The 26,147-nt window shown below is 43.4% G+C and carries 25 protein-coding genes and 1 other RNA gene; 13 read left to right on the forward strand and 13 right to left on the reverse strand.

What is annotated here, in order from left to right; all coding sequences use genetic code 11:
* Positions 1–147: 147 nt before the first annotated feature.
* Both ASG89_RS11145 and ASG89_RS11150 read right to left on the reverse strand, forming a co-directional pair.
* A complete protein-coding gene (locus ASG89_RS11145; RefSeq protein WP_057310755.1) occupies positions 148–1,281 on the reverse strand; it encodes an MFS transporter in 1,134 nt (377 codons plus the stop codon).
* Positions 1,282–1,346: 65 nt separating this feature from the next.
* A complete protein-coding gene (locus ASG89_RS11150) occupies positions 1,347–2,681 on the reverse strand; it encodes a hypothetical protein (RefSeq protein WP_057310640.1) in 1,335 nt (444 codons plus the stop codon).
* Between the two features lie 170 nt (positions 2,682–2,851).
* Here ASG89_RS11150 and ASG89_RS11155 point away from each other — a divergent pair, with 170 nt between their 5' ends.
* The 5 genes from ASG89_RS11155 to serS all read left to right on the forward strand — a co-directional run bounded on the left by ASG89_RS11155 (position 2,852) and on the right by serS (position 7,483).
* Positions 2,852–3,166: a hypothetical protein gene (locus ASG89_RS11155; RefSeq protein WP_057310641.1), complete on the forward strand. Its 315-nt coding sequence runs from the start codon at positions 2,852–2,854 to the stop codon at positions 3,164–3,166.
* Positions 3,167–3,194: 28 nt separating this feature from the next.
* Positions 3,195–3,827: a hypothetical protein gene (locus ASG89_RS11160; RefSeq protein ID WP_057310642.1), complete on the forward strand. Its 633-nt coding sequence runs from the start codon at positions 3,195–3,197 to the stop codon at positions 3,825–3,827.
* Positions 3,828–3,870: 43 nt separating this feature from the next.
* Positions 3,871–4,896: a tetraprenyl-beta-curcumene synthase family protein gene (locus ASG89_RS11165; RefSeq protein ID WP_057310757.1), complete on the forward strand. Its 1,026-nt coding sequence runs from the start codon at positions 3,871–3,873 to the stop codon at positions 4,894–4,896.
* Between the two features lie 37 nt (positions 4,897–4,933).
* Complete coding sequence (gene pfkA, locus ASG89_RS11170; protein WP_057310643.1) at positions 4,934–5,902, forward strand: 6-phosphofructokinase; 969 nt, start codon at positions 4,934–4,936, stop codon at positions 5,900–5,902.
* A gap of 300 nt (positions 5,903–6,202) precedes the next feature.
* Entirely contained in the window at positions 6,203–7,483 is a 1,281-nt protein-coding gene (gene serS, locus ASG89_RS11175) for a serine--tRNA ligase (RefSeq protein ID WP_057310644.1), read from the forward strand.
* A 63-nt stretch (positions 7,484–7,546) separates the two neighbouring features.
* On the opposite strand, the gene ASG89_RS11180 is transcribed toward serS, so the two are convergent.
* The 7 genes from ASG89_RS11180 to ASG89_RS11210 all read right to left on the reverse strand — a co-directional run bounded on the left by ASG89_RS11180 (position 7,547) and on the right by ASG89_RS11210 (position 12,972).
* Positions 7,547–8,503 (reverse strand): D-2-hydroxyacid dehydrogenase, encoded by a 957-nt coding sequence (locus ASG89_RS11180; RefSeq protein WP_057310645.1) that lies wholly within the window; start codon positions 8,501–8,503, stop codon positions 7,547–7,549.
* 138 nt (positions 8,504–8,641) lie between these two features.
* On the reverse strand, positions 8,642–9,835 hold the full coding sequence (locus tag ASG89_RS11185; protein WP_057310646.1) for a putative glycoside hydrolase: 1,194 nt from the start codon (positions 9,833–9,835) through the stop codon (positions 8,642–8,644).
* Between the two features lie 183 nt (positions 9,836–10,018).
* The gene (locus ASG89_RS11190) at positions 10,019–10,249 is read right to left on the reverse strand and encodes a twin-arginine translocase TatA/TatE family subunit (protein WP_057310647.1); all 231 of its coding nucleotides are present in this window, start codon (positions 10,247–10,249) and stop codon (positions 10,019–10,021) included.
* A 123-nt stretch (positions 10,250–10,372) separates the two neighbouring features.
* The gene (locus ASG89_RS11195; RefSeq protein ID WP_397340150.1) at positions 10,373–10,531 is read right to left on the reverse strand and encodes a hypothetical protein; all 159 of its coding nucleotides are present in this window, start codon (positions 10,529–10,531) and stop codon (positions 10,373–10,375) included.
* A gap of 166 nt (positions 10,532–10,697) precedes the next feature.
* On the reverse strand, positions 10,698–11,519 hold the full coding sequence (locus ASG89_RS11200; RefSeq protein WP_057310648.1) for a YitT family protein: 822 nt from the start codon (positions 11,517–11,519) through the stop codon (positions 10,698–10,700).
* A gap of 148 nt (positions 11,520–11,667) precedes the next feature.
* Positions 11,668–12,360: a DUF4247 domain-containing protein gene (locus tag ASG89_RS11205; RefSeq protein ID WP_057310649.1), complete on the reverse strand. Its 693-nt coding sequence runs from the start codon at positions 12,358–12,360 to the stop codon at positions 11,668–11,670.
* Between the two features lie 78 nt (positions 12,361–12,438).
* Positions 12,439–12,972, reverse strand: coding sequence for a DUF4178 domain-containing protein (locus ASG89_RS11210; RefSeq protein ID WP_057310650.1), 534 nt, complete (start codon positions 12,970–12,972; stop codon positions 12,439–12,441).
* A gap of 286 nt (positions 12,973–13,258) precedes the next feature.
* Here ASG89_RS11210 and ASG89_RS11215 point away from each other — a divergent pair, with 286 nt between their 5' ends.
* The 3 genes from ASG89_RS11215 (at position 13,259) to ssrS (ending at position 16,301) form a co-directional block, all read left to right on the forward strand.
* Complete coding sequence (locus tag ASG89_RS11215; RefSeq protein ID WP_057310651.1) at positions 13,259–14,878, forward strand: DEAD/DEAH box helicase; 1,620 nt, start codon at positions 13,259–13,261, stop codon at positions 14,876–14,878.
* Positions 14,879–15,233: 355 nt separating this feature from the next.
* On the forward strand, positions 15,234–16,070 hold the full coding sequence (locus ASG89_RS11220; protein ID WP_057310652.1) for a YesL family protein: 837 nt from the start codon (positions 15,234–15,236) through the stop codon (positions 16,068–16,070).
* Between the two features lie 49 nt (positions 16,071–16,119).
* Positions 16,120–16,301, forward strand: a non-coding RNA gene (ssrS, locus tag ASG89_RS35085) — 6S RNA.
* Positions 16,302–16,747: 446 nt separating this feature from the next.
* On the opposite strand, the gene xylB is transcribed toward ssrS, so the two are convergent.
* Positions 16,748–18,268: a xylulokinase gene (gene xylB, locus ASG89_RS11225; protein WP_235549711.1), complete on the reverse strand. Its 1,521-nt coding sequence runs from the start codon at positions 18,266–18,268 to the stop codon at positions 16,748–16,750.
* Positions 18,269–18,624: 356 nt separating this feature from the next.
* Here xylB and ASG89_RS11230 point away from each other — a divergent pair, with 356 nt between their 5' ends.
* Positions 18,625–19,971: an Nramp family divalent metal transporter gene (locus tag ASG89_RS11230; protein ID WP_057310654.1), complete on the forward strand. Its 1,347-nt coding sequence runs from the start codon at positions 18,625–18,627 to the stop codon at positions 19,969–19,971.
* A 156-nt stretch (positions 19,972–20,127) separates the two neighbouring features.
* A complete protein-coding gene (locus ASG89_RS11235) occupies positions 20,128–20,517 on the forward strand; it encodes a DUF1499 domain-containing protein (RefSeq protein ID WP_056616306.1) in 390 nt (129 codons plus the stop codon).
* A gap of 48 nt (positions 20,518–20,565) precedes the next feature.
* On the opposite strand, the gene tpx is transcribed toward ASG89_RS11235, so the two are convergent.
* A complete protein-coding gene (tpx, locus tag ASG89_RS11240; protein WP_056616303.1) occupies positions 20,566–21,084 on the reverse strand; it encodes a thiol peroxidase in 519 nt (172 codons plus the stop codon).
* Positions 21,085–21,242: 158 nt separating this feature from the next.
* Between tpx and ASG89_RS11245 the strand changes: the two genes are divergently transcribed.
* Complete coding sequence (locus tag ASG89_RS11245; RefSeq protein WP_057310655.1) at positions 21,243–22,127, forward strand: LysR family transcriptional regulator; 885 nt, start codon at positions 21,243–21,245, stop codon at positions 22,125–22,127.
* 53 nt (positions 22,128–22,180) lie between these two features.
* On the opposite strand, the gene ASG89_RS11250 is transcribed toward ASG89_RS11245, so the two are convergent.
* The gene (locus ASG89_RS11250) at positions 22,181–22,870 is read right to left on the reverse strand and encodes a zinc metallopeptidase (protein WP_057310656.1); all 690 of its coding nucleotides are present in this window, start codon (positions 22,868–22,870) and stop codon (positions 22,181–22,183) included.
* A gap of 22 nt (positions 22,871–22,892) precedes the next feature.
* Entirely contained in the window at positions 22,893–23,333 is a 441-nt protein-coding gene (locus ASG89_RS11255) for a MerR family transcriptional regulator (RefSeq protein ID WP_057310657.1), read from the reverse strand.
* Between the two features lie 305 nt (positions 23,334–23,638).
* On the opposite strand from ASG89_RS11255, the gene ASG89_RS11260 reads away from it, so the two are divergent.
* The gene (locus ASG89_RS11260) at positions 23,639–25,024 is read left to right on the forward strand and encodes an ammonium transporter (protein ID WP_057310658.1); all 1,386 of its coding nucleotides are present in this window, start codon (positions 23,639–23,641) and stop codon (positions 25,022–25,024) included.
* A gap of 39 nt (positions 25,025–25,063) precedes the next feature.
* A complete protein-coding gene (locus tag ASG89_RS11265; RefSeq protein WP_057310659.1) occupies positions 25,064–26,146 on the forward strand; it encodes a DUF294 nucleotidyltransferase-like domain-containing protein in 1,083 nt (360 codons plus the stop codon).
* The last annotated feature ends 1 nt before the right edge of the window (position 26,147 follow it).

Below are 26,147 nucleotides of genomic sequence, written 5' to 3' on the forward strand. Positions count from 1 at the left end.
TGTACCTACCTTTGCTGCTCATAATGTTCATCTTGGATTATTACTTGGTACTAAGACTATATCCTTATTATAGGGGAGATCAACAAGGAGTACAACTGCCGTTACTCCCAAATAAGCTCAAACTATAAGGAAGAACCGATTCTCTTATCATCGACTAGGAAGAGCTTCCTCATTCTTTTGGAATAGATATGTGCATAGAAAGCCTATGGCTGAGGTTGTGGATAAGCACGCTGCAATGAGATAAACGGTACTTCCGCCTGTTTCGTTATAGATCCAGCCGCCTGCCGTTCCGCTTATCAACCCAGCGATACTAGACCAGGCGACAGCGAAAATGGCTTGCCCTGAAGATCGGTACTCATCCGGAATAATTTGACTCAAATAACGATTCGCGGTGAAGAGGAAAACACCGAAAGTTAAGCTATGTAGAAGTTGAATGCTGATGACCCAAATTGGATCCTGGATGAAACTCATCATGACGAAGCGGAAGGCGTAAATCACACCAGCAAAGGCAAGTAAAGGTAATTCCTTGAAGCGATGCCCGTGTTTGCTCAGGTAGAAAAAGACTGGAATCTCGCTGAGTGCGGATGTCATCCACGCATACCCGATGAGTGAATCTGAAGCTCCGAGCTGACGCATATATAGGGCCAAGAAGCCATCGTTGAACCGATGTGAAACTGACATAATGATCACAAGCGTAAGGAACCAGATGAATTTTTTGGAACGAATAATATTCACCATGCCGCCAAAGGCCATTTTTTTGCCGCCTTGACGCGTATCTTTTAACAGAAAAAGAATAATCAATGTGAAGCCTATCGTTATAAAAAGCAAGAGCGGTGTAAGTCCTGTTCCGTAAGCTCGTAGAATGAGACCGAAGCCGCCAGCTGAAAGTGCGAAGCCAATAGAACCGTACACACGGAAGGAGGCATAGCTTTTGCCACTCGATCGAATATGCAGCATGACCTGACTGTCATTTAATGAGTTCACGGGCTGTTGGAAAAAGAAGAACGCTGCCAAACAGACGTAGAGCAGGGAAAACCAGCCTGCGGTAGAAACTAAGATGGCTGTGACGAGCTGTCCGAGGATCAGAATAATCATGATCTTCTTGACCGTTTGAAACCGATCACTCAGGAACCCCCATAAGAGGTTGGTTGCAATGCCGATCAATGGTCCAATGGCGTAGAGCAAGCCGATTTGGATCTTAGAATATCCTTTATAATCGAAATAAAGCGGGAAAAAAGTCACAACTATCCCCATCGTCATAAAAAAAGAAAAAGTAAACATTTTAAGCAATCGATCATTTCTATCAATCGCATTTGAATTTGCCAAGCGTAATCATCACCATTTCGTTACATATTTTCTTGAGGCTGACTAGGTTGTTGTACATCATTCGTTCGTTTGAGCACATAGATGACGACAAGCAGTTCTGCCAACATGCCCACCGATTGTGCTAGTGCGCCAATCATCCCGTTCCAACTCGGAACCGTTGCAATGGCAACGAATAAGGTAAATACCGTAATAGTAGCATTCGCAGATTGAGAGAAAACCATGATTTTTGTTTGGCCGCGAAGCATAATAATCCCATTCATATAATCAAGCCACGGGAATACAATCGTCATGATCATGAAAATACGCATTGCACTTAGGCTGGCGTGCCTCAGCTCCGCGTTTACACCCATGACATGTGTCATAAACCAAGGCCCGATTGGTGTATAAGCCAGTATGGCAATTAGTGTTCCTGGAATAAAGCTGAGTAAGAGAATGAAATTTTTGACACGCACAGCATCTTTTCGATAGAAATTTAAGACGATTTGATGTATGTAGGAGAAGAAACTCATGACTAACTGCGTTAAGGATCCAGCAATCGCAAAGGACGAGATGGCTAGATGGATATGTGTTGTTTTGCCTAACATGGCATTAATAGAAGGTCCAATAATTACCGCGATAACAGATGAATATAAAAGCGGTTTATAAAAGCTGAAAATTTGCTGTTTCGTCTCAATCGGATGATTGGGTGCTTTCTCAGGAATAACATGCTTGAGCAAGCTTGTACCCTCCCAAATCGCAACAGCTGCTTCGATGACCATACCGACAAGGAAGATAATGGCACCAACTTTACCACTAGAGACATTATCCGTTGTAATAAAATATAAGGATAAGAAATACATCGCGATAATCCGTACTCCCATGCCGATGGTGAGCCATTTGGTACGCATATTGAAAATGATAATTCCATGAAATAAACAACGCAGACCAGAGAAGATGCTTACGTACATGAGGATACGGTAAACACTTAATGTAGCTGCAAGCATTTCACGTTCTACGCCGAAAAAGTAAAGAAACACCCATTCTCCAACCGGTGAGTAACAAAGTATGAGGCCTAACAGGATGATACAGGCAAATACATATGAGCTGACAACGGCCATGGCACGGAACGAAATCCGGTCTCTGACGAGTGCAGAGCAGGCTTGACGTAGCAATACAACGGGTCTTTCTGTCAGTCCTAGGAGACTTAGGGGGATGGCGTAGCTGGCGATGACAACCTCAGGATTATCAGCCCTTGCCAGAGTGCTATTAATAATAACATGCGAGAGGGTTACAAGCGTTGCAGAAAGTCCGAGGGGGAGGAAAAAGGAGATGAGCTGTTTCCATGTGATTGTTTCCTTTAATGTCTTAGCATTCATCCAAATCGCACTCCTTCGCGTTTTGCAAAACATTTCTTAAGTATATCAGAAAATGAAATGGGGATGACATACAATTTTAACTGGAAACCGAAGGTTTGAAGTGATACATTTAAAGGTAGAATGTTTCTTGAACAAGATAGACAGCTTTACCTGCAAGGAGGTACACAAGAATGAACAGCTATTTTCAGTATGATGAGAGACTCGGCATTGAGATCCCCGCTTTGGAATTGGAGTGGGAAATGTATGATGCTGCCCTTCGCATAAATCTTTTATTACAGTGGGAACAAATACGAGGCGTTATTCCGGATCGAATTATGCAATTGGAAGCACAGATCATTGAAAAGCAAAATAAACTCGATAAGGAAGACGATTTTGTAACCTCCTGCCGTTTGAATTCCGATATTGCTGACTTGGCTTCAATCATAAATGATCTTCATCTCTGGTTCCGAACTAATCAGGATTTGGAATCAAAAACCCACCATTAATGGTTGTCAATGAAGGGAGAATGAATGCATGCATAGCAATAAGGATGGGAATAACTGGCTAGGAGAGATAGCGAAACCACTTCTGGAGCATCTCCCTGCACTTTATCCAATTGAAGAGTGGGACGTCGCGATGGATGCGCGGATCGAAGGACTCTCGACATCGTTGATTACCGGAGGTAGTCCGGAGCAGCCCCCCTATGGGTTAGCCATTAAGGCAGGCCTTTTTCTTCTCAATGAAAGCTTGGATAAATCTCACGATATATCCCAAGAAATTACGAATCCAACAGGAAGTTACTGGCATGCCCTTATGCATCGGATGGAGGGCGACTATAGTAATGCGAAATATTGGTTTAATGATGTTGGCAATCATCCTATTTTTTCTAATCTAGTCCAATTTGTAAGAGATAATCTATCGCTCAAAGACTTCATGGAATTGGAAAATGAAGCACTTCGACATAAGCTTGAAGTACTTGTAACATCGCCAGTTTGGAATCCATACGTATTTATTGATGTGATAGAAATTCAGGTATCGCTTGTTCAGAATCCTACAGTTGATAATTGGTTACGCCAAATACAGCGATCTGAAATGCAATTATTACTTCAATTCTGCTATGAACAAAGTTGTGGAGGAAGTTTACTTGAAGCAATTGGACAAAAGTAGAATAAGGAGCCATGCGAAGGTTCCGCAGGGGCCTATCCGATTAATGATCAGTGTATATCGCTATATTTTGCCCGGCGTCAATGAGCAATTGAACATCTGGAAAAGTAAAGCGGAGAATATTCCCGATGAAGAGCTTCGTACCCAAGCGTTAGCAAGTATTGCAACGAAGCAATTCCATTGTCAAGGAGGAGCTGTGTATGCAGCTGCTCATTTATCGATGCGCCATGTGCTTATTCCGCTAATCGTCGCATTTCAGTCAATCAGTGACTACTTGGATAATTTATGTGATCGAAGCACGTCGATGGATCCTATGGATTTTCGGCAATTGCATCAATCGATGCTAGATGCAGTTGATCCTGCGAAGCCTCTGCATGATTACTATGCGTTCAGAGATGAGAAAGAAGACGGCGGCTATTTAAAAGATCTTGTTCAGCAATGCCAGACTTCAATTAGCCAGATGTCATCTTATTTGAAAGTGGCTGACCAGGTCAAAGACTTTGTAGGCTTATACTGTGATTTGCAGGTGTACAAGCATATTCGTAAGGATTTACGCGAGCCACAACTGCATCAATGGTGGAACGCTCATCACCATAAGTATAGCCAGATTGATTGGAATGAGTTTGCTGCTGCAACGGGCTCAACCTTAGGCATGTTTATGTTATTTTTGTCTGCGTGTGATCCGAATCTGACGGACAAGCAGGTGGAATCCATTCGGGAAGCTTATTTTCCTTATGTGTGTGGACTTCATATCCTGCTTGATTATTTAATTGATCAGGAAGAAGACATTGTAGGTGGAGATCTGAATTTCTGTACCTACTACGATTCCTTAGATACAACCGTAGAACGAATCGCTTTCATTGTTCAAGAGGCGAGAAGTAAAATTTTGTTCTTGGAACATCCGAGATTTCATCGTATGATAATCGAAGGTTTGCTTGCTCTCTATTTATCTGACCCTAAGGTCAACAGTCAACACCAGGTGAAGAAAATTTCAAAGCGTCTGATGAAAAACAGTCCTTTAACCAGGCTTTTTTTCTGGATAAATAGCATGTACATCCGTACGACATCATGAATGTCATTCACAAGAATTATGAAGGAGGAAATTTAACATGTCAGCAGTAAAATCAATTGCCGTTTTAACCAGTGGAGGAGATTCTCAGGGTATGAATGCAGCGGTTCGAGCAGTTGTTCGAAGTGCATTATACCATGGGCTCGAAGTGTATGCCGTTCAGCGCGGATATCAAGGTCTTATTAACGATGATATTCGTAAAATGGACTTGCGTAGCGTAGGTGACATCATTCAGCGTGGAGGAACGATTCTCCAAACGGCTCGTTGCAAAGAATTTATGACTCCTGAAGGACAACAAATCGGTGCAGACAACTTGCGTAAACGCGGAATTGACGGCCTAGTTGTTATTGGTGGAGATGGTTCCTATCAAGGAGCGAACAAGCTTAGCAAGTTGGGGATCAAGACGATGGGCCTACCGGGTACGATCGACAACGACATCCCATTCACTGATTTCACAATAGGATTCGATACAGCTGTAAGTATTGTTGTAGATGCGATTAATAAGCTTCGGGACACGATGACATCTCATGAACGTTCATCTGTTGTTGAGGTTATGGGACGTCATTGTGGTGAAATTGCCCTGTATGCGGGTCTTGCCAGCGGTGCTGAAACGATTATTGTACCTGAGGTGGATGTGGATGTTACTGAGGTTGCTAATCGGATGAAGGATAACTTCAACCATGGCAAGCGTCACAGTATCATCTTAGTAGCTGAGGGCGCAGGAACTGGTGAAGGAATTGCGAAGCAAATTACAGAAACGAACGGAATTGAACCTCGTGTAACCGTTCTTGGTCATATTCAACGCGGTGGTGCGCCTACGCATAATGACCGGATTTTGGCAAGCCGCTTAGGTGATTTTGCTGTTCGCAAACTAATGGAGGGTGATTCTTCCAAGGCTTGCGGTATTATCAAAGGTGAGCTTGTAGCAACGGATATCGATCTAGTTGTGAACACCAAACGTACCTTTAACATGGAGCTTTATGAATTGGCTAGCCGTTTGTCTCAATAAGCCTAAATTTGCGAATATGTATTGATCTTCGGTTGTGTTTCGGATATAATTGCGAACAACGTACAAATCGACATCATGTCTATGAAGAGCTTCCAACTCGGAGACGTTCATGATCGGAAGGCATGTATAAGCCTTCTCTAAATAAACCGGCACCGTCCGTTATCGCGGAACCAAGCGGATGATGACATTCATGTCATCATCAAGTTGGGTGGCACCGCGAGCAGAACGCTCCTCGTCCCAATCGGACTGAGGGCGTTTTTTGTCTTTTTCACATATACGAAAAGGAAGCGGTGACGGATTATGCTGGATATCAAATGGATTCGAAACAACCAAGATCAAGTGAAAGCAGCAGTGATTCTAAAAGGAGCAGAATGCCACGTTGAGGAATTGCTCGTAGTTGATGAGAGAAAAAGGGATTTGCAGAGCCAAGTCGATCTGCTTCGAGCTAATCGCAATCGTGCTTCGGAGCAAATCGCGTCGTTAATGAAGCATCAGAAACCCGCTGAGGCAGAAGGCTTGAAGGAGCAAGTACGGGGCTGGAATCAGAGCTTAACGCTACTAGAAGCGGAATTGGACGAGTATGAACAGAAGTTCAAGGAGCTCATGCTGCAAATACCGAATCTAGTTTCACCTGATACACCAATTGGAGCGAGTGATCAAGAAAATGTAGAACTGAAGGTCGTTGGTGATAAGCCGACGTTTGAGTTCGAGATGAAGGATCATCTTCAGTTAGGTGAAGCGTTAAATATGATCGATGTTGCACGGGGTGTCAAGATCGCGGGCAGCCGCAATTACTATCTCAAAGGAATGGGACTTTATTTGCATAGGGCTGTCCAACAGCTAGCCATTGACTTGCTAACGGATCGTGGGTTCACCGTCATGGATGTACCACTCATGGTGCGGGAGGAAACATTGCTGAATGCAGGCTTCTTTCCATCAGGTAAAGATCAAACGTATGAGCTTCCTGAGGACAACACATGGTTAGTTGGTACTTCAGAAGGTCCGTTGATTTCGTACTATGCGGGGGAGATCGTCGACTTATCGGAGGGGCCAATTCAATTAGCGGCCGTGTCGAATTGCTTCCGGAAAGAAGCGGGCTCAGCAGGAAGAGATGTACGAGGCTTATACCGTGTCCATCAATTTGCGAAGGTGGAGCAAGTGATCCTCTGCGAGAATAATGCAGAAGAGGCAGATCGTATGCTGCAGTTGATCACACAAAATGCCGAGGATTTACTTGCATGTCTAGAACTGCCTTATCGAGTTGTAGCGGTGTGTTCGGGCGATATGGGGGCTAAAAACTACAAACAATTCGATATTGAAACTTGGATGCCAAGCCGTGGGGCATACGGCGAGACGCATTCGTCGTCGAGCCTGCTGGATTTCCAAGCTCGGCGCAGCAATTTGCGTTATCGGGATCAAGAAGGTGTATTGCGTTATTGCTACACGCTGAATAATACAGCTGTTGCTTCGCCAAGAATCCTCATTCCATTGCTGGAAAATCACCAGCAGGCGGATGGCTCGATTTATATCCCCCCTGCGTTGCGACCGTATATGCGAGGGTTGGAAGCGATTCGCGTGTAAGAAAGAAAGCCACTTATCCTAAGTGTTGCAGTAGGATAAGTGGCTTTTACTACCTTACTCGTTCTAATAACCTTCCGCCAAGTCCACAACATTGATCATTTCTCCGCCATTCAGCATCGCGCGCAAATTGTGATAGAAAATGGTGGATACGCGATCTGTATAATGTTCAGATGACCCAGCAATATGAGGGGTTAGGATGACATTCTTCATGTCCCAAAGGGGGGAAGTAGCAGGTAAAGGCTCTTGCTCAAAAACATCTAACGCTGCGCCAGCAATCTTGCCTTCATGCAAGGCTTGAATCAGCGCATTTTCATCCAGCACATCGCCGCGAGCTAAATTAATGAAAAAGGCGCTGGGCTTCATAAGTGCTAGATGTTCTTTTTGCAAGAAGCCACGTGTTTTCTCTGTACTTGGAAGCAGTACGACGATGAAATCGCTTTGTGAAAGCAGGAGCTGAAGACCATCCTCACCGTGAACGGTTGTATCGAAGGCAGCTTGCGGTGTCCCTGAACGATTCAAACCGATGACCGACATATCGAATGCTTTGGCCTTGCGAGCAACCGCTTCACCGATGGCTCCAGCCCCGATAATGCCAATCGTTTTACCATGCAATTCGCCGAAGCGAACTTGATTGTCCCACAACTGCTGTTGCTGATTGTCATGGAGTAAATTAGCTTTCCGGACCCATTGCAGCATGAGACTCAACGCGAATTCACTCATTTGAATGGTGTGAACACCTCTAGCATTCGTAACAATTACTTGACGTTTATCGAGTTCTGCAAGTGGCAGTTTATCAACCCCTGCGGATAAGGTTTGCACCCACTTTAACTTAGGGGCACGACTTACGATGTCAGGGTGTAATCGACCTGCTGAGATGATCACATCAGCGTCAGGGAGCATGTCGCCAGCATTCTTAGAAGAGGCAAACCAATGAAATTGGGAGCGTTCCTTCAAGTCTTGAGGCATTTGTTCCTGCATAGAAGTTAAATTCATGCCAGTTATAGCTACTATTTTCAGCATATCATCACATCCTTGCTATTTTTTCGAAATGAATACCTACAATGATAAATGAAATGGAAAGCGAATGTAAACTCCAACGCTATCACAAAATACCCCGAGAGCGTCATTAGCCCTCAGGGTATTTACATGTTCAAGCGATTAATAGTTTACATTAGCCGTGTAATTATTGTTGGCATTCCACAATAGATACTCGTTAACACCGTTATCCTTCAAAGCTCGAATCTGTTCATCTAATTCATGCTTGCCGTATTTAATATAACCAGGTACCCAAGAAGCAGTAAAGTCTTGGATCCAAGGGCGGACAACAGGCTTCCAACCTTTTTTATCAATAGCTTCGAGCTTCTTAGCGGTATCCTTGGATGCACCATTGATTGTAGCATAGGGTGCAGCATCAGGTACTTTGGAGCCGAACCAGCCTGTGCTGTAATGGCTCGGATAAATCATAGGAGCAATGACATCGACATTCTGTGAGATTTTCTCGAAATCTTGACCGATACCTTCAGCTGCTGGAACTGACGCTGCATACCCGAAAATGTCGACAGAGACGCGAACACCCAGAGGAGATAATTGCTCTCTCGCATATTTCACGAAAGAAGAGACCGCATCAATCCGGGAACGCTCATCTTTGGTATATTTGAGAATGTCTGCTCGTTTCTCGAAACCTTCTGGGAAGCGGACATAGTCGAACTGAATTTCTTTAAAGCCTGCTTTGACAGCTTCTTTGGCAACAGTAATATTGTAGTCCCATACTTCTTTGCTATACGGATTAACGAAGCTGTCTGGAGGATTTTTTCCGTTCCCCCACAAGGTACCGTCTGGATTAACGAAAGATATTTCAGGTTTCTTTTTAGCTAGAATCGTGTCTTTGAAAACCACAATACGTGCTATTGGATAAATGTTATGTTCTTGCAGGGTTGTCATGAGTCCTGGCATATTGCCAATGATTTTCTGAGTGGTTCCCATTGCATCGAGCTCGGCATTTCCAGTTTCCCATGTAATGTAGCCCCAGTCATCCTTTACATCGATAACCATCGCATTCAAATCGGTATCATCAAGTAATTTAACAAGCGTATTGAGTCGTGAACCGCCAGCACTGTGAGCAGTAGAGTAGATCCCTTTAACGACAGGTGCGTCTTTCTGTGGATCTACCTTGCCCACAGGAGCGAGTGGATCCGTTGCTTCAGTAGGTGTCGTAGGCGTGGCAGGTTGTACAACAGCAACAGCGTTCTTCGCATCTAGCGAAGCTTGCACAAGCTGTTCAAAGCTTGCATCGGGGTTTGCGGCCGTTACATTACCCCAGATTAGGGCAAGTGAGGCGAGTAAGATTTCCATGATGTATAAGTCCACTCCAATCCTTGTTTCTAGCTTTCATTATAAGCTAAGCGGGAAACTACGCACAGAGGAAATTTGTAGGCTTTTGTAGAAGTTTGCATGAGTAATTTGGCATATGTCGTATTCGGTCTTAAGTAGGAATAAACAAAAACACCTAGAAGCTTGGCCTCCAGGTGCTTGGACTTACTTATTAGATTCACTTTTTGTTACTTCGGGGTTAATTTCTTTCCGTACGATCGTAGGTTGATCATCTGTGGATGAGTTGTTGCCGTTTCCATTTCCATTTGTTGCATCTTTGAACTCGCGGAACATTTTGCCAAAACCTCGACCAAGCTCAGGTAGTTTATTAGGCCCAAATAAAAGCAGGGCAACGATCGCAATTAGAATGATGTGCCAAGGAGATAAAGCTCCCATTCCAGACACCTCCAGTAAAATTTATGTTAGCTATATTATATCATGGACTTATCATAACCTATATAGCCTATTTATTACAATTTTAATAACACTAGGCGCAAAAGTGATGCAAAAAAGACACCCTCAATGGTACAGGGTGTCCTTATGATGTTCCGAAATGCTGAATTGAATAATTTCCATGACATCTTCCGCTGCGAGTGCCTCTATACCGAACCGTAGCACGATCTCGGATTCCAACTCATTGCTGGTTAAAGAGGGATACAACTCGGGCGTTAATTTCATTACAATCCTGGATAATTTGACTGTCTCCACAAGCATCACCCTTCCAATCAGAAGATTAGAATAAGAACTACGCCTGAACCTACCATCGATGAAAACCAGAACTATATGAAATTACATTCATTATAACACAATTCAAACTGGAATAAAGGGGCTGTTGGCTGATTTATCACTTAGGCTTTCTAAATTCTCCGACAACACCGACAGTTTCAACAATATTCACGAACGCTTTCGGGTCAATTTCTTTAATAATTCGTTTTAATTCTACTAGCTCATAGCGCGTCGTAACTGTCATTAGCATATCATGCTGTTGCTTCGTATATGCACCTTCCGTTTTAATTAAAGTAACGCCTCTAGGTATCATCAACAGTTTATTAATAATGGCATCCTTGTGTTTCGTCACGATGAACGCTGTTACTTTAACATGGCGAATATGTATCATATCGACAGTTTTTCCACTAATAAAAATAGCTAGCATAGAAAATAGGGCAAGATCCCAGTTGTCTTTGAAATAGCCGAGTGCAACGATGACAATACCGTTCATGGATGACAGGATGGTGCCAAGAGGGAAGTCGTATTTCCGGGTTAAAATGAGGCCGACAATATCGAATCCGCCGCTGGATCCGCCAATACGAAGCGTAATTCCGCTGCCGATCCCGATGAGTACACCGCCAAATACTGCACCTAACATGGAATCTTTGGCTACGAAATTCATGGGAATAATTTGCATCATCCAAGTCACCAAAACGACAGATGCAACGCTGATTATGATGAATCGTTTACCAATGGAAACAAGTCCCCAAATCATGAGAGGCATGTTAAACAATAAATAAAGAAATCCGATATTATAATCTGTAAAATAACCAATAATCATGGCAATACCCGAAACTCCACCGCTAAGCAGCTGATGGGGAATAAGGAACATATTGAAGCCGACTGCGACAAGCAGTGCGCCAACTAGAATGATTAGAACATCTAGCGCCTTTTTCAAAACAAATCACCTCTAAAATAGTATGCAGCATATTGCAAGTATAATTCATTCTTATAAAACTGCAATTATTATTTGAACGGTGGGCAATTAATTCGAAATACATAAAAAAAACTGTGTCCAAGAGATGGACAGCAGCTTGATGGTGAGACTATCGGCGCTTGAAAGAGCCTGTTTTCTTGGTTGTACTTGGCTTACTCGTACTCGGTTTACTTGTTGTTGGCTTCGTTACTTTATTTGGAGTTGAACCATCATTCTTACGTGCAGTTGAGGAACTTCCAGAGCTTGGATTTGCTGCACCACTCGTGAATCCTCCTGTTCGATCAGAGGTGGTTGGCTTCGTCTCCTTGGAGGAACCTGTAGTCGGTGTTGTTGCCTTGTAACTCGGCGTCTTCGTGTAGCCGCGGTAGTCATAAGAAGAACCTCTATTGTTATTCCAGCCGCCACCGAATATAGATTGAAGCAGCGAGGCGGTTAAATAGCCTTGTAAAAAGGAGGAGTCATAATGACTCTTGGCATATTCAATGCTATCGAGCTGAACTAATGTATTGTTACTATCACTGGGATCTTTCTGGATATTGATAACCTTGTCCTTATACACAAGGAACATCTGATCCTCAGATTCCTTACTCTTCTCTTTGGGTGTTTCTTTGGCAGCTAGTTCATTCGCAACTGTTGGCACTTTCTTGCCTTCAACAGCGTAAACCTTAGACATCGTAGTTCCCTTGCCATCAACGCTTACTAACGGATATTCATCCTTGATATAACGTCCGGCATCTGCGCCACATGCGGTAAGAAGAGCGATAATTAGTATGAAGGAAAGCCATGAAGTCCATCTCTTCATTGTCTGATAGTCCTCCTTTCAGGTGTTTCCGAAACATGCTTCCATGATAACATAGCTTTATCGACATCAGAGTTGATTTCAAAAATTTTTCAAAAATTTAATTTGATTGCCAGGTGTGCGTTCGCCTTCTAGGGCTACGAATTTACCATCCTGCCATTGTAGGAAGAAGAAACGTTGGTCTGGTCCGAAATATCGCCAGAAGATAATATCATCGCCACTGCGGAAATCGGTGTTACCTTCTGTCTTTGAGACGTCGTTGCGATGAAATTCCAGATCGAAAGTGACATCCCCATCTAATTCTAATCGGGTAGGCACATCGTTGGGGTCGTCTAAAGCTCCTTCAATAAAGCTGCATAAGAAGCAATCATAGGTTCTGCCTTTTTCCACAATCAAGCACTGAATATTTTTACCGCTTTGTAGATAATAAGCATAGCGATGTGGAGCAAATCCGCGGTCAAAATAAACGACTTTACCGGAGATAACATATTCCTCTAAGTCTACATTTACAATATCGCCAACACGCGCATCTTCAAGTGGATTGCCGACGGCTGTAGTTGTAGGTTGTTGTTTCTGGCTTCGCAGAATGCTGCTAACACGTTTAAATATGGACATAGTAAACTCTCCTCTATACGATTCCGTTTTATTGTTCTCCCCTTTAATACGAGTTGCCTATTCATTCGGTTTCGTTCGAATCGTTAAAAGAAGTCACTGGCAATGTGTGTATCACTTGTGCTATAATATTTTAGATGTTCTTAAGGGCGGCCAGTTGGATCATGGAAGATGACGAATCGAAAGTGTATTCCACCAAGAAACTATAGAGACGGATAGGAAGTCGTACTTAAGGGTAAAAAAGATACAAGGCATTAGCCTGCCCTGTACAAAAGGAGATTGAATTTATTTGAAAACATTTCAGGAGTTTGGTTTAGACGCATCGGTATTACGCGCGATTACAGAGATGGGCTTCGAAGAGTCCACACCAATTCAAGAGAAAACAATACCATTGGCCATGGAAGGCCGTGATTTGATCGGGCAAGCACAAACAGGAACTGGGAAAACGGCAGCGTTCGGTATTCCATTAGTTAACAAAATCAATGTAAAAGAAGAGCGCATTTCGGCTTTAATCATGTGTCCAACACGGGAACTTGCCATTCAGGTTGCGGAAGAGATTGAAAAACTCGGTCGTTTCAAAGGCATTCGTTCCCTGCCAATTTACGGTGGACAGGATATCGTTAAACAAATTCGCGCTTTGAAAAAGAAACCACAAATCATTATCGGAACACCAGGACGTCTTCTTGACCATATTAACCGCAAAACAATCAAGCTTGATGATGTTCAAACGGTTATTTTGGATGAAGCGGATGAAATGCTTGATATGGGCTTCATGGATGATATCCAATCTATTCTTAAACTTGTTCCAGCAGAACGTCACACCATGTTGTTCTCTGCAACTATGCCAACAAACATTCAGAAATTAGCTCAACAATTCCTTACAAATCCAGAGCACGTTTCGGTAATCCCGAAACAAGTGAGCGCTCCTTTGATCGAGCAAGCTTATATTGAATTGCATGAGAAACAAAAGTTTGAGGCGCTTAGCCGTTTGATCGACATGGAAGCACCAGACCTTGCAATTATCTTCGGACGTACAAAGCGTCGGGTAGATGAGTTGGCAGAAGCTCTTCAAAAAAGAGGTTATGCTGCTGAAGGACTTCATGGTGACTTGTCTCAAAATCAACGTGATAACGTAATGAGAAAATTCCGCGATGGCAGTATTGATGTCCTTGTAGCAACTGACGTTGCTGCGCGCGGATTAGATGTATCTGGTGTTACGCACGTTATCAATTTTGACCTTCCGCAAGATCCAGAAAGTTACGTTCACCGTATCGGCCGTACAGGTCGTGCAGGTAAAGAAGGTACTGCTTGGACTTTCGTAACGCCACGTGAAATCGATCACCTTCACTTTATTGAGAAGGTTACACGCCATAAAATCAACAAAAAGCCTTTACCAAGCGTAGCAGAAGCGGTAGAAGGTAAACAAAAAATGACAGCTGAGCGTATTTTGGATATGCTTCAAAAAGAAGAGCACTCCGAATTTAAAGGCCTAGCTATTCAAATGCTTGAGCAATACGATTCCGTTAACTTGCTTGCAGCAGCTATGAAGCTTCTAACAGGTGACAAGAAAGATTTAAATATCGAATTGACACCAGAAGATCCGATTCGTGCAAGAAAGAAAAAATTCGATGTTCGCAGCTCAGGTAGACGTGTTGGCGGTGGATACGGTTCAGGATCAGGATCAAGCGATCGTCGTCAAGGTGGCGGCGGTTACGGTGGATCTGGATCAGGCAATTCCTCAAGTGGTGGCTCACGTTACCCGCGTAAGGATAGCAGAGATTACGGTTCAAACAGAGAAGGCGGAAACAGCTCAACTTCGAGAAACCGCGAATACGGAAGCAACAACTCCGGAAATCGTGATCGTTCCAGAGCGCCGCGCAAAAGTGAAGATACACTTGTAAATAAATAAGATGCAGCACCAAAAAGGCGGAGATCCTAGGATCTCCGCCTTTTTTCAAGTTGTATATGGATTAAAGTATAAATGAGCTAGTGATGATAACTAACAAGATGAAAAGTACCAAAATAGCACCTGCGGATGTTCCAACTGGATGAGACATAGTATCAACCTCCTGAATAATGATTTGGGGGTGGTGCGACTAGACAATACTATATTATGTAAAAGTACCTATAACGACTAGACGGCTACCTATATCATGAAAAATAGGCTATAATTAAGTACATATACAAATAAGACATGCTATTGTCATGTCAGCAGTTAACAACGTAGAAAGTTTCCAGACGGAAACGCTAAGGAGGAAGCAGTTTTGGAGTTTAAGGGAGTTATGGGAGGACTATACAGAATATCAGAGTGGATTATGCGGTTATCCGTTATTAATTTACTTTGGATGCTTTGTTCGATTCCGGTATTCTTTTTCCTCTTTATGGGGTTAGTGAGTCAAACGCCGGATGCGTTGCAAGCTACACTGCCGATTCTTGCTATTTTGGCACCGTTTACTTTATTTCCAGCAACGACTGCTATGTTTGCAGTAGCTAGGAAATGGGTGACTGGCGAAGAAGATGTTCCATTGTTAAAGACATTTTTCCGCGGATATAAAGAAAACTACTTGCAAAGTATGTTAGGCGGTATTTTCTTTGTTCTTATCTTCGTGATTATCGGAGTGAATTATTTCTTTTATTTAAAGCAAGGCAGCTCGTTGAAGGTTTTGGCTGTTTTGTTTATCGCTTTCACCGTGATTATGATTATCGCCTTGTTTAATTTCTTCTCAATTATTGTTCATTTGCACATGAAAATTTTTCAAATCGTTAAGAATTCAATCTTAATTACGATTGGCAATCCTATCAATTCTATAGTGTTGCTCATTTGTAATGGTGTGATTGTTTATATTTGCTTAACAAAATTCAATTTCTTCTTAGTTGTGTTCTTCATGGGTGCTATTGTTGCCACATTCTCCTTCTGGCAGTTTAACCGAAGCTTTACGAAGCTTCAGACGAAACAACAGGAGTTGGAAGAGAAAGAACAACAGAGACTGGCTGAAGCTGAAGCGGCTGAAGAAGGAAATGCTGATGCGAGTGAGGGAGATATGAATGATTCTCCGATTAGCTTGCATAAAAAAGATGAGAATGACAAGACTAAAGATTAATCCTACCAGTTGATTATCAGCGAGGTTGGATCTATAATAAGAAAACAGAAGAAATCTGCGATGCTCGTAACGGTTTTAAGTTGTTTTAAACCAATGACTGTTTCTAGGGAGACCTATATTGAAGTGTGGCTGACATGCCCTCGAAAGGGGACCTCAAATACACGTCTGCGGACACCCACCTGCGAGAGCGGGTTTGAAGCACGGAAACCGGACGGCATAGGCGGGTTTCTTCGAATAAAAAAGAGGTTGAACAGGGTATAACCTGCTCAACCTCTTTTTTATTGAAATATAATTTTTTTTTTGTTAAGGGTTTCTTACCAAGCGAATAACTGGATTTTCTGTAGCTAATTCAAGCGAAATCATAGGAATTTGCTCAATAACTGGATTTTCTCCCGTTATTTCTGACAAACCTCGTCAAACGGGACATTTTGAGTAATATTAGATGTAGAAAATCCAGTTAAACTCCATAAAGTGCTAGTTGTGCTTGCGAATAGATGTAGGAAATCCAGTTAATCCTCAGAAAACAGAAACTACCCAGATCGGGAATGCAAAAGTAATCCAGCGTAGGCAGTTGCTACTGTCCCTTTCCCATTCGAATAACTGGTACAAGGTGTAGAATCTCCATTTCGGCATTACGTAGCCAATGTCCCCATTTGCCAATAAGTTATTACCTTTTCTTATTGCTGCTCAGCAAGATCCGTTAACTGATGGAAAGTGCTTTGTAGTGTAGGATACAGACTGCGATAGATTTTATAATATGCTTCATATTTCTGTTGGTTAGCAACATTCGGTTCTACACGATCTGTGACTTCAATCCAATCTTCACATAATTTCGTAATATCGACTTGCAGGACACCAGATGCAGCCATGATAGCTGCCCCATAAGCTGGGCCATCTGTCGAATTAACCGTTACGACAGGGATTCCAAAGATATCCGCGATCATTTGACGCCAGAATGGACTTCTAGCACCGCCGCCGTTAACGCGAAGTTCTGTCACTTCGATACCGGATTCCCGAATCAATTCCATGGAATCGCGAAGTCCGAAGGTGATACCTTCAAGAACAGCGCGGGTCAAATGGGATTTCTCGTGTCTTAGATTCAGCCCAATGAAGGCACCACGTGCTTTGGGATCAGGATGTGGCGTACGTTCGCCTGATAAATAAGGAAGGAACAATAAACCTTCACTTCCGAGTGGAGCTGTAGCTGCTTTTTCTGTCAGTATTTCATACACATCTTTGCCTTCTCGCTCAGCACGTGCAAGCTCTTCACTGGCAAAATGATTGCGCCACCACTGGAAGGAGCCGCCTGCCGCGAGCATTACACCCATGCGGTGCCACTTGCCTGGCACACCGTGACAGAAGGAATGAAGCCGGTACGCTTCATCCACTTGGTAAGTGTCGTCGTGGACGAAGACGACACCAGAAGTGCCGAGCGCCACCGAGGCGATGCCCTGGCGTACGACGCCTACCCCAACGGCGCCGCATGCTTGGTCGCCGCCGCCAACAACGATTGGCGTGCCTGGGGCTAAGCCGGTGAGCGCTGCTGCCTCAGGCAGCAGGTGCCCGGCAATGTCGCCGGACTCATAGAGCGGCGGCAGCCACTCGAGCGGGATCTCTAACCGCTCGGCGACGGTTTGAGACCAGCTGCGATGGGCTACATCGAGCAGCAGCGTGCCGCTGGCGTCGGCCATGTCCATGCCGAACGCACCCGTCAGGCGCAGCCTGACGTAGTCCTTCGGCAGCAGCAGATGCCGAACGCGGGCGTAATGCTCCGGCTCATGCTGCCGGAGCCAAAGGAGCTTGGGCGCGGTGAAGCCAGTCAGCGCCCGATTGCCTGTGAGTCGACCGAGCTCGGCTTTGCCGACAGTCGACTCGATGTAGGTGCACTGCTCCGCGGTGCGCTGATCGCACCAGAGCAGCGCAGGCCGGATGACCTGCTGCGCTTCGTCGAGGAAGACCGACCCGTGCATCTGGCCGGAGAAGCCAATACCTGCGACTGCATCGCCTGATACGCCGGTGCTAGCCAAGAGCCCTTGTATGCCTGCAATGGTGGCATTCCACCAATCTTCTGGATGCTGCTCAGCCCAACCTGGATGGGGTTGTTGCAGCGGATATTGGGCAGAATGTGAGCCGATAACCGTACCGGCCTCATCCACTAGAATGCATTTAATGGCAGAAGTACCTAAATCTAAACCCATAAAATAAACCATAAGATCACCCTTTATATTAAATTATGGTTATTGCTTCGATATTCTTTGTTTGTTTATTGAATATACAAAGATAACTATCTCAATGTATTCGCTCATGCTTTCAAATATCCTTCTTTTCCAGATGATTATTCCTATGAATTTTTCTCAGAAGGGAAACCTTATGAGAAGGGATCTATAATCGTTAATAAATGTGGTAAAACTTGTATCAAAACTTTCCCCAGGGAAAAACAATTTCGTTGGAACATAAATGTTTACCTGTAGCATAAGATGGGGTTATGTAGTATACTACATATAAATGTTTCCCTAGAACAACATTATTGGTCTTGTGAAAGAAGGGTGAAGCTATGGATTTTGCAATGAAAAAACCAGATCAGGAACCGAGTGGATGGCGTAAAGATGCTTCCACGCCAAGTTTACCTGAAGTTCATCATAGTATGAAAGTGCCTAAGAAAGCTGGCTTTTTCCGAAAGTTACTTGCCTTTGTGGGACCGGGTTACTTGGTAGCTGTTGGTTATATGGATCCAGGAAACTGGGCGACGGATTTGGCTGGAGGATCCCAGTTTGGATATACACTGCTTTCAGTCATTCTAATATCTAATCTAATGGCCATTCTCTTGCAGGCTCTATCAGGTCGACTAGGTATCGTAACAGGGCGAGATTTGGCGCAAGCATGCCGTGATCATTATAGCAAGCCTGTCTCTTATGTACTTTGGTTTCTGTGTGAGCTTGCGATTGCTGCTTGTGATCTTGCTGAAGTCATTGGTGCCGCGATTGCTTTGCAGTTACTGTTTGGGTTACCGCTTATCTATGGTGTGATTCTTACAGCGTTAGATGTTATTCTGGTGCTAATGCTGCAGAAGAAAGGCTTTCGTTATATTGAAGCGATGGTTATTAGCTTAATTGCTCTTATTATGGTTTGTTTTATTATGGAGCTCATTTTCTCTCGACCTGAATTTGCAGCTGTAGCTGCAGGCTTCATTCCAACTACTGAAATTGTAACGAATCCAGCCATGTTATATATTGCCTTAGGTATTCTAGGTGCGACGGTCATGCCGCATAATTTATATTTGCACTCATCTATCGTTCAGACGCGGAAAATTGAACCTACGATTGAAGCCAAACGTGAAGCGATTAAATTCTCAACTATTGATACAACGATTGCCCTAATGCTAGCGCTATTCGTAAACGCAGCAATTCTTATTCTTTCTGCGGCAGCTTTTCATTCAGCTGGGAAAGAAGTGGCGGAAATTCAAGATGCCTATCATCTCCTTGGACCTATGTTAGGTACAGGGGCAGCGAGTATATTGTTCGCCGTTGCACTCTTAGCATCCGGTCAGAACTCAACGCTTACAGGTACACTAGCCGGACAGATCGTCATGGAAGGTTTTCTGAACATTCGATTAACACCTTGGCTACGTCGGTTGATCACTCGGTTAATTGCTATCATTCCTGCGGTCATCGTAATCGGGATCTATGGGGAAAGCGGAGCAACAGATCTACTCATTCTAAGTCAGGTTATTTTATCCTTGCAACTATCTTTTGCAGTGATTCCACTAGTTACCTTTACATCAGATCGTAAAAAAATGGGCGTACTCGTGATCCCGAAATGGATGGCGGTACTGAGTTGGTTTGTAGCTATTTTAATCGCAGGATTGAACGCTTACCTGCTGTTTACAACTTTTTTTGGATAAAAAGGAATAGATAGGAATGGAATCTGCTAAATCGGGGGAGTAATCCCTCGATTTTTCATTTACCTCTTTTTCTAAAGCTTAATCAATGGTATTATAGAGAATAGTGTTGAAATGGCAAGTGGTCTACATGCACTTCATTGAAGGGGGAAAGGGCTTTTGCTAAAGAGAACTTTAATCGGATTAGTACGTAGTCATGAAACGACAGGGGAAAAAGCTAGAGATCCTTTACTTAAAACTAGATATTTTAAGCTGCCGAAGGAGCAAGTTTGGGAAGAGGTAACAGCTGTATTGAAGAAAACACCAGGGTACAAGCTATTACATGAGGTCCCGAACGTAGGAGAAATTCTTGCTGAGCGCAAGACGGTTACTGGAAGAACCCAAGACGTTACGCTAACTTTATTTGCCATTAATCCGGTGAAAACGGCTGTTGATATTTATTCAGCTTCACGTGGTTCAATGGGCGATCTTGGATCCAATTACCGTACGATATTAGATATTTATAAACAATTAGACCGTAAGCTTGCTTCATATAAAATTGATGGATAACAAAAACAGCAGGGAAGCTTGGCCTCCTTGCTGTTTTATTTGTGTGGATTAAACTAATTTTTTAACAGCTTCTACAGCTGCTTCGTAGTTCGGGTGAGCTGTCATTTCGCCGAGGTACTCAACGTATTGAACAGTGTCATTAGCGTCGATTACGAAAATTGCGCGCATATCCAATTGAATTTCTTTGATCAATACGCCATAAGCTTCGCCAAAGGATTTTGTTTTGTAATCAGACAATGTGATCACTTTATCGATACCTGCAGCACCGCACCAACGAGCTTGTGCGAAAGGAAGATCAACGCTGATTGTAAGAACTGCAACATTGTCGCCAAGGCCAGCAGCTTCTTCATTGAAACGACGTGTTTGTGCATCGCAAACGCCTGTATCCAAGGAAGGAACTACGGAGATCAATTTCACTTTACCTGCGTAATCAGCAAGTGATACTTGCGTCATCAAATCTTTGTTGACTTTGAAATCAGGTGCTTTGTCACCTACTTTAATTTCGGGTCCTACCAAAGTGATAGGATTGCTTTTCAGGGTAGCAACACCAGTACGTTCTTGTGCCATTGAATGATTTCCTCCTTTATTATCCATGCTAAATAACAACTCACTTATTATAAGCTTTTTGCAGATAAGTTGTCCAATCGTTGCTATCGAGCTATAATCGGAGTCATAGAACGCATTTTGTTTCTTCATCATGTAGTTAAGTCGGGGGATTTACTCACGTGGAATTAAGACAGTTGCAATATTTTGTGAAGGTTGCTAGGAAACAGCACGTGACACAGGCGGCGGAAGAGTTGCATGTAGCACAGTCGGCGGTTAGTCGGCAAATTCATTTGCTGGAAGAGGAGCTCGGCGTTGATTTATTCGTTCAAAAGGGACGTAACTTACATTTGACCTCTGTCGGGCATTTATTTCTTAGCCGGGTTGAAGGTATTCTTACGGATTTAGAGCGTGCGGTGGGCGAAATACATGAGTTTCTTGATCCAGAGGCTGGTGAGATTCGTATTGGTTTCCCGCATAGTCTGGTCATCAATTTACTGCCTGCTGTTGTTGCGGCATTCAAGAAAAATCATCCCAATGTTAAGTTTAGACTGCGTCAAGGTACATACACTTCGTTAATTCGTGATGTTTCGAGAGGGGAAATTGATCTAGCCTTTATTTCACCCTTTCCTGAATCCCACGAGCATGTGACAGGTGAAATTTTGTTAACGGAAGAGTTGTATGCTATCATCCCATCGAATCATATTCTGGCAGACTATACGTCAATTCGCCTTGAACAGTTGAAGAATGAGCCTTTCGTTATGTTTAGTGAAGAATACACGCTTCGAACGATCGTAATGGATGCGTGCCAGCAGGCAGGCTTTGTGCCTAAGATTGAGTTTGAGGGTGAAGAGACAGACACGATTCGTGGACTTGTTGCCGCGGGTATGGGTGTCAGCTTACTTCCGGCGATGGCTTTATTGGAAAGTGGTCAAACGCAGCCAGTCAAAATACGGGTCACGGATCCTCAGGTTACAAGGACGGTTGGATTGATTTGTCGCAAGGGTGTGAAGCTGCCACTGGTGGCTGAAGTGTTTCGGCGATTTTTATATGATTATTTTAAATGAGAAAAGCTCTCCCGATAGGTCTATGAAGAACCTGTTAGGGAGAGCTTTTGTATCTAATCGTCGTTATTACGACCATTGAATATCATAATGTACTTCAGTAGCTCAAGTACGGAGATTAATGCAGCGGCTACATAAGTTAGTGCGGCAGCATTCAAAACTTTAGCTACTCCACGTTCTTCTTCATTAGAGATGAATCCTTGTGCTACCATTTCATTGCGTGCTCGGTTGCTGGCATTAAATTCAACGGGTAATGTAACTAATTGAAAAGCTACAGCTACGGCAAAGAAGATGATACCGATTTCCAATAGCCAAGGGATGCTTTGAAAAAAGAAACCCGCAAGGATGAGTATAGGAGCTACGCCGGAAGTAAAGTTAACAACAGGGAACATCTTGTGTCTTGCGACAAGCATTGGGTAATGCACTTGGTGCTGAATAGCGTGACCTACCTCGTGACAGGCAACAGATACAGCTGAGATGGAACTCTGGAAGTAGACGGGCTCCGACAAGCGTACGGCTCGAGCCATTGGATCATAATGGTCTGTTAACGTTCCTGGTACAGCTTCAACGGGAACATCATAAAGGCCATTCGCGTCTAACATTCGTCTTGCAGCTTCTGCTCCGGTCATGCGCGAATAGACAGGTACGCTGGACCATTTGTTGAAAGTTCCTCGCACTCGAAATGAAGCCCACAAGGAAAGGCCGAATGCGATGATAATTAGGAAGTTCATTGGGTGGAAAAACATAGGGCATTCCTCCGTATTTCAATTATGAGAACGGATTTTTACCTAGAAGGACAATAAGTGCTTCGATGCAAGCGGCGGTAGGTTGTGTCAGAATATGATACAGCTTTTTCAACTGCTTCGGTTTCAATTGCTGAACAAGTGGACTGAGTTCTTTGGCTTCCTTCATCAATTGTTCCAGATGCAATTGAAGGGATGTAAGCTTATCTGTCACTGTATCATCGGAGGTAACTTTACTCCATTGTTGTAAGTTTACTTTGATTTCCTCTAAGGTATATTTCTCGTTCTTCATTGATTCAATACGCTTCAGTCGATACAAGGTTTCATCACTGTATAGACGATAGTTCGTATCGGATCTTCTTTCGGGTTCAATTAAGCGCAGCTTGGTGTAGTAATCAATGGTACGAGGGCTGACGTCAGCAAGCTTAGCGAGCTCTCCGATTTTGTAAAGCTTCTCATTCCCCATGCTAATTTCACCTCTACTCCAATGGTTTGAATTACTTTCTTCTATATAAACATGATACCTGATATTAAACCGTACAGTCAAACGTGATACTTCGGAAAGCTTACATTAGATTTTGGCATAAAATCGGTGTTTTGTGTTCGCTTATGAGCTGAAACACGAATTATGCCTGTTCGATGTTAGGTTATTTTTCGCTTTTTTCAATATTTTAGCGAAAATCCTATTGTCAAACCCAAATAACCTGTATATAATGACATTAAGAGTTTCATTACATGTTACTTAATCTAACATTAAAAGGAAGTGGTCGTATGGTTAAGAAGTTGTTGTTAGCTTTCGGCGTTATGTCATTACTGTTCCCTACACTCGCATTTGCAGCGGATGAAGCGACAGTACCACAACTACAGAGTGCAATTGATGCAGTATGGGTCATGTTAGCAGCAATCTTAGTCATCTTCATGCAAGCTGGTTTTGCACTTTTAGAAGCAGGGTCAACTAGAATGAAAAATGCCGGTCACGTAGCCGGTAAAACGATTTTAACTTTTGGGATATGTGCCATTGCATTCTGGGCTGTAGGATTTGGTTTCGCCTTCGGTGATGGAAATGCATTTTTCGGAGAAACGGGCTTCTTCGTAACAGGTTTAGAAGATCAAGCTGCAGCAGCATTTGGATCTCTTTCCTTCTCTGATGTGCCAATTGGTATCAAATTCTTGTTCCAACTAGCATTCGCTGGTGTATCCCTTGCTATTGCATGGGGCGGATTTGCAGAAAGAGCGAAGCTTCCGGTTTACTTCATTTTCGGAATTCTTTACACTGTTATTATTTATCCAATCGTTGCGCACTGGGTATGGGGCGGCGGCTGGTTAAGTAAATTAGGTATGCAAGATTTCGCGGGTTCAACTGTCGTTCATTTACAAGGTGCAACAGCGGCGTTAGTAGCAACGATCTTGCTTAAACCACGTATTGGCAAATATAATAAAGACAAAACACCTAACTTAATTCCAGGTCATAACCAAGTATTGTCTGTTCTTGGTGTAATCATCCTATGGATTGGTTGGTTCGGTTTCAACCCAGGAAGTACGCTTAGTGCAATGGGAGACGGATTCTTCGGTTATATCGCATTGACAACGAATATGGCTGCTGCGGCAGGTGCTGTAGCTGCATTGATTATCTCTTGGATGTACTTCGGGAAAGCAGATATTCCTAGCATGTTAAACGGTGTTCTGGCTGCGCTTGTTGCCATTACTGCAGCATGTGCGTTCGTAGACGCTTGGGCTGCAATCGTTATTGGTGCAGTAGCGGGTATCGTTACTTTCTTCACCGCACAATGGTTCGAAAGAGCTGGAATCGATGATCCGATCTATGCTTTCTCTGTACACGGTATCGCTGGTATCTGGGGTACACTTTCCACTGGTTTGTTCGCAACACCTGAGCTTTCAGCTAAAGTAGGTATTGGTGGTGCAGGTTTATTCTACGGCGGTGGTTTCCACCAATTGGGAATTCAAGCACTTGGTCTTGCTGGAGCTCTAGCATTCGTACTTGTTCTTTCCTTCATTATCCTTGGAATTCTTAAAGCTACAATTGGTCTTCGTGTTACAGAAGAAGAAGAAATCATTGGTCTGGATCTTTCCGAGCATGGTTCATACGGATATCCTGAGCAAATGAAAAAAGCAGCTCAAAACGGTGTGTCCGTTTAATAAAACATATACTTTCTACTAGAGCAAAGGGGATGCAACATGAATCATCTCTCAATGGAACGGATCCTGGAACGCATTTATCTCTCAGAGCAATTCGAAGAGATGCGAATAACCAGAGATCAGGTGCATGAGATGTTTCGGGAGCATCTCCTTTTTTCCTATACATCTGAATTGGGGCAGCAAATCAATCAAATGCATGATGCATTGATTCAAAGAACGACACAGATTGCAGAACATTTACTTGAGGATGAAGGTTACGGTAAGCCACCTGTTTCGTATGCTTTTATTTTATTCGGCAGTGGTGGCAGGAGAGAGCAGACGCTGTGGAGTGATCAGGACAATGGACTCATTTATGAAGATAGTGAAACGCATACCCAAGATGAATTAGATTTTTATTTCGATAAGCTTGCATCGTATATCATTCGCGGTTTGGATGTGTTGGGATATCCTCCTTGTGAAGGGAATGTCATATCCAGCAATCCACAATGGCGGAAGTCGCTGCAAGGATACACGGATATGATGATCGGCTGGTTTATGGAACCTGATTGGGAAAATGTGCGCTACCTGCTCATTTTGGCTGATATGCGTTGTATGTATGGGTCTGGAACGTTGGTGACGAAGTTGAAACAATCGTTTCTTGACTATGTGCAGGAGCATCCAGGACTTTTGAGATACTTGTTGTCGAACACATTGCATCACAAAATTTCGTTAGGTATTTTCAGTCATTTAATTACAGAGCGTTACGGTGAAGATGCAGGTGGATTTGATATCAAATATGGGGCTTATATTCCGATTGTTAATGGGATCCGACTGCTTGCTATTCAAGCAGGAATTCTTTCCGCTTCTACGCTTGAACGAATTAGGCAGTTAAAGGTGCATGGAATTATATCTGAACAGCTAGCCAATGATTGGGAAGTGGCTTTTTCTATCGCTTTAAAACTAAGAGATAGTACACCGTTCCAATTAGATGAAGAGAAATACACGACTAGAGGTAAACTTTCGGCAAATCAGCTTAACAAAGAGGTTCGCGCGCAACTAAAGCAATGTTTACGTACGGGAATTCAGTTGCAGAAGTATGTCGGTAAATCCATAGGCTCACACATAGAGAGAGAGAAAGGTTAGT

The organism is Paenibacillus sp. Soil766 (assembly GCF_001428105.1).
GTDB lineage: Bacteria > Bacillota > Bacilli > Paenibacillales > NBRC-103111 > Paenibacillus_E.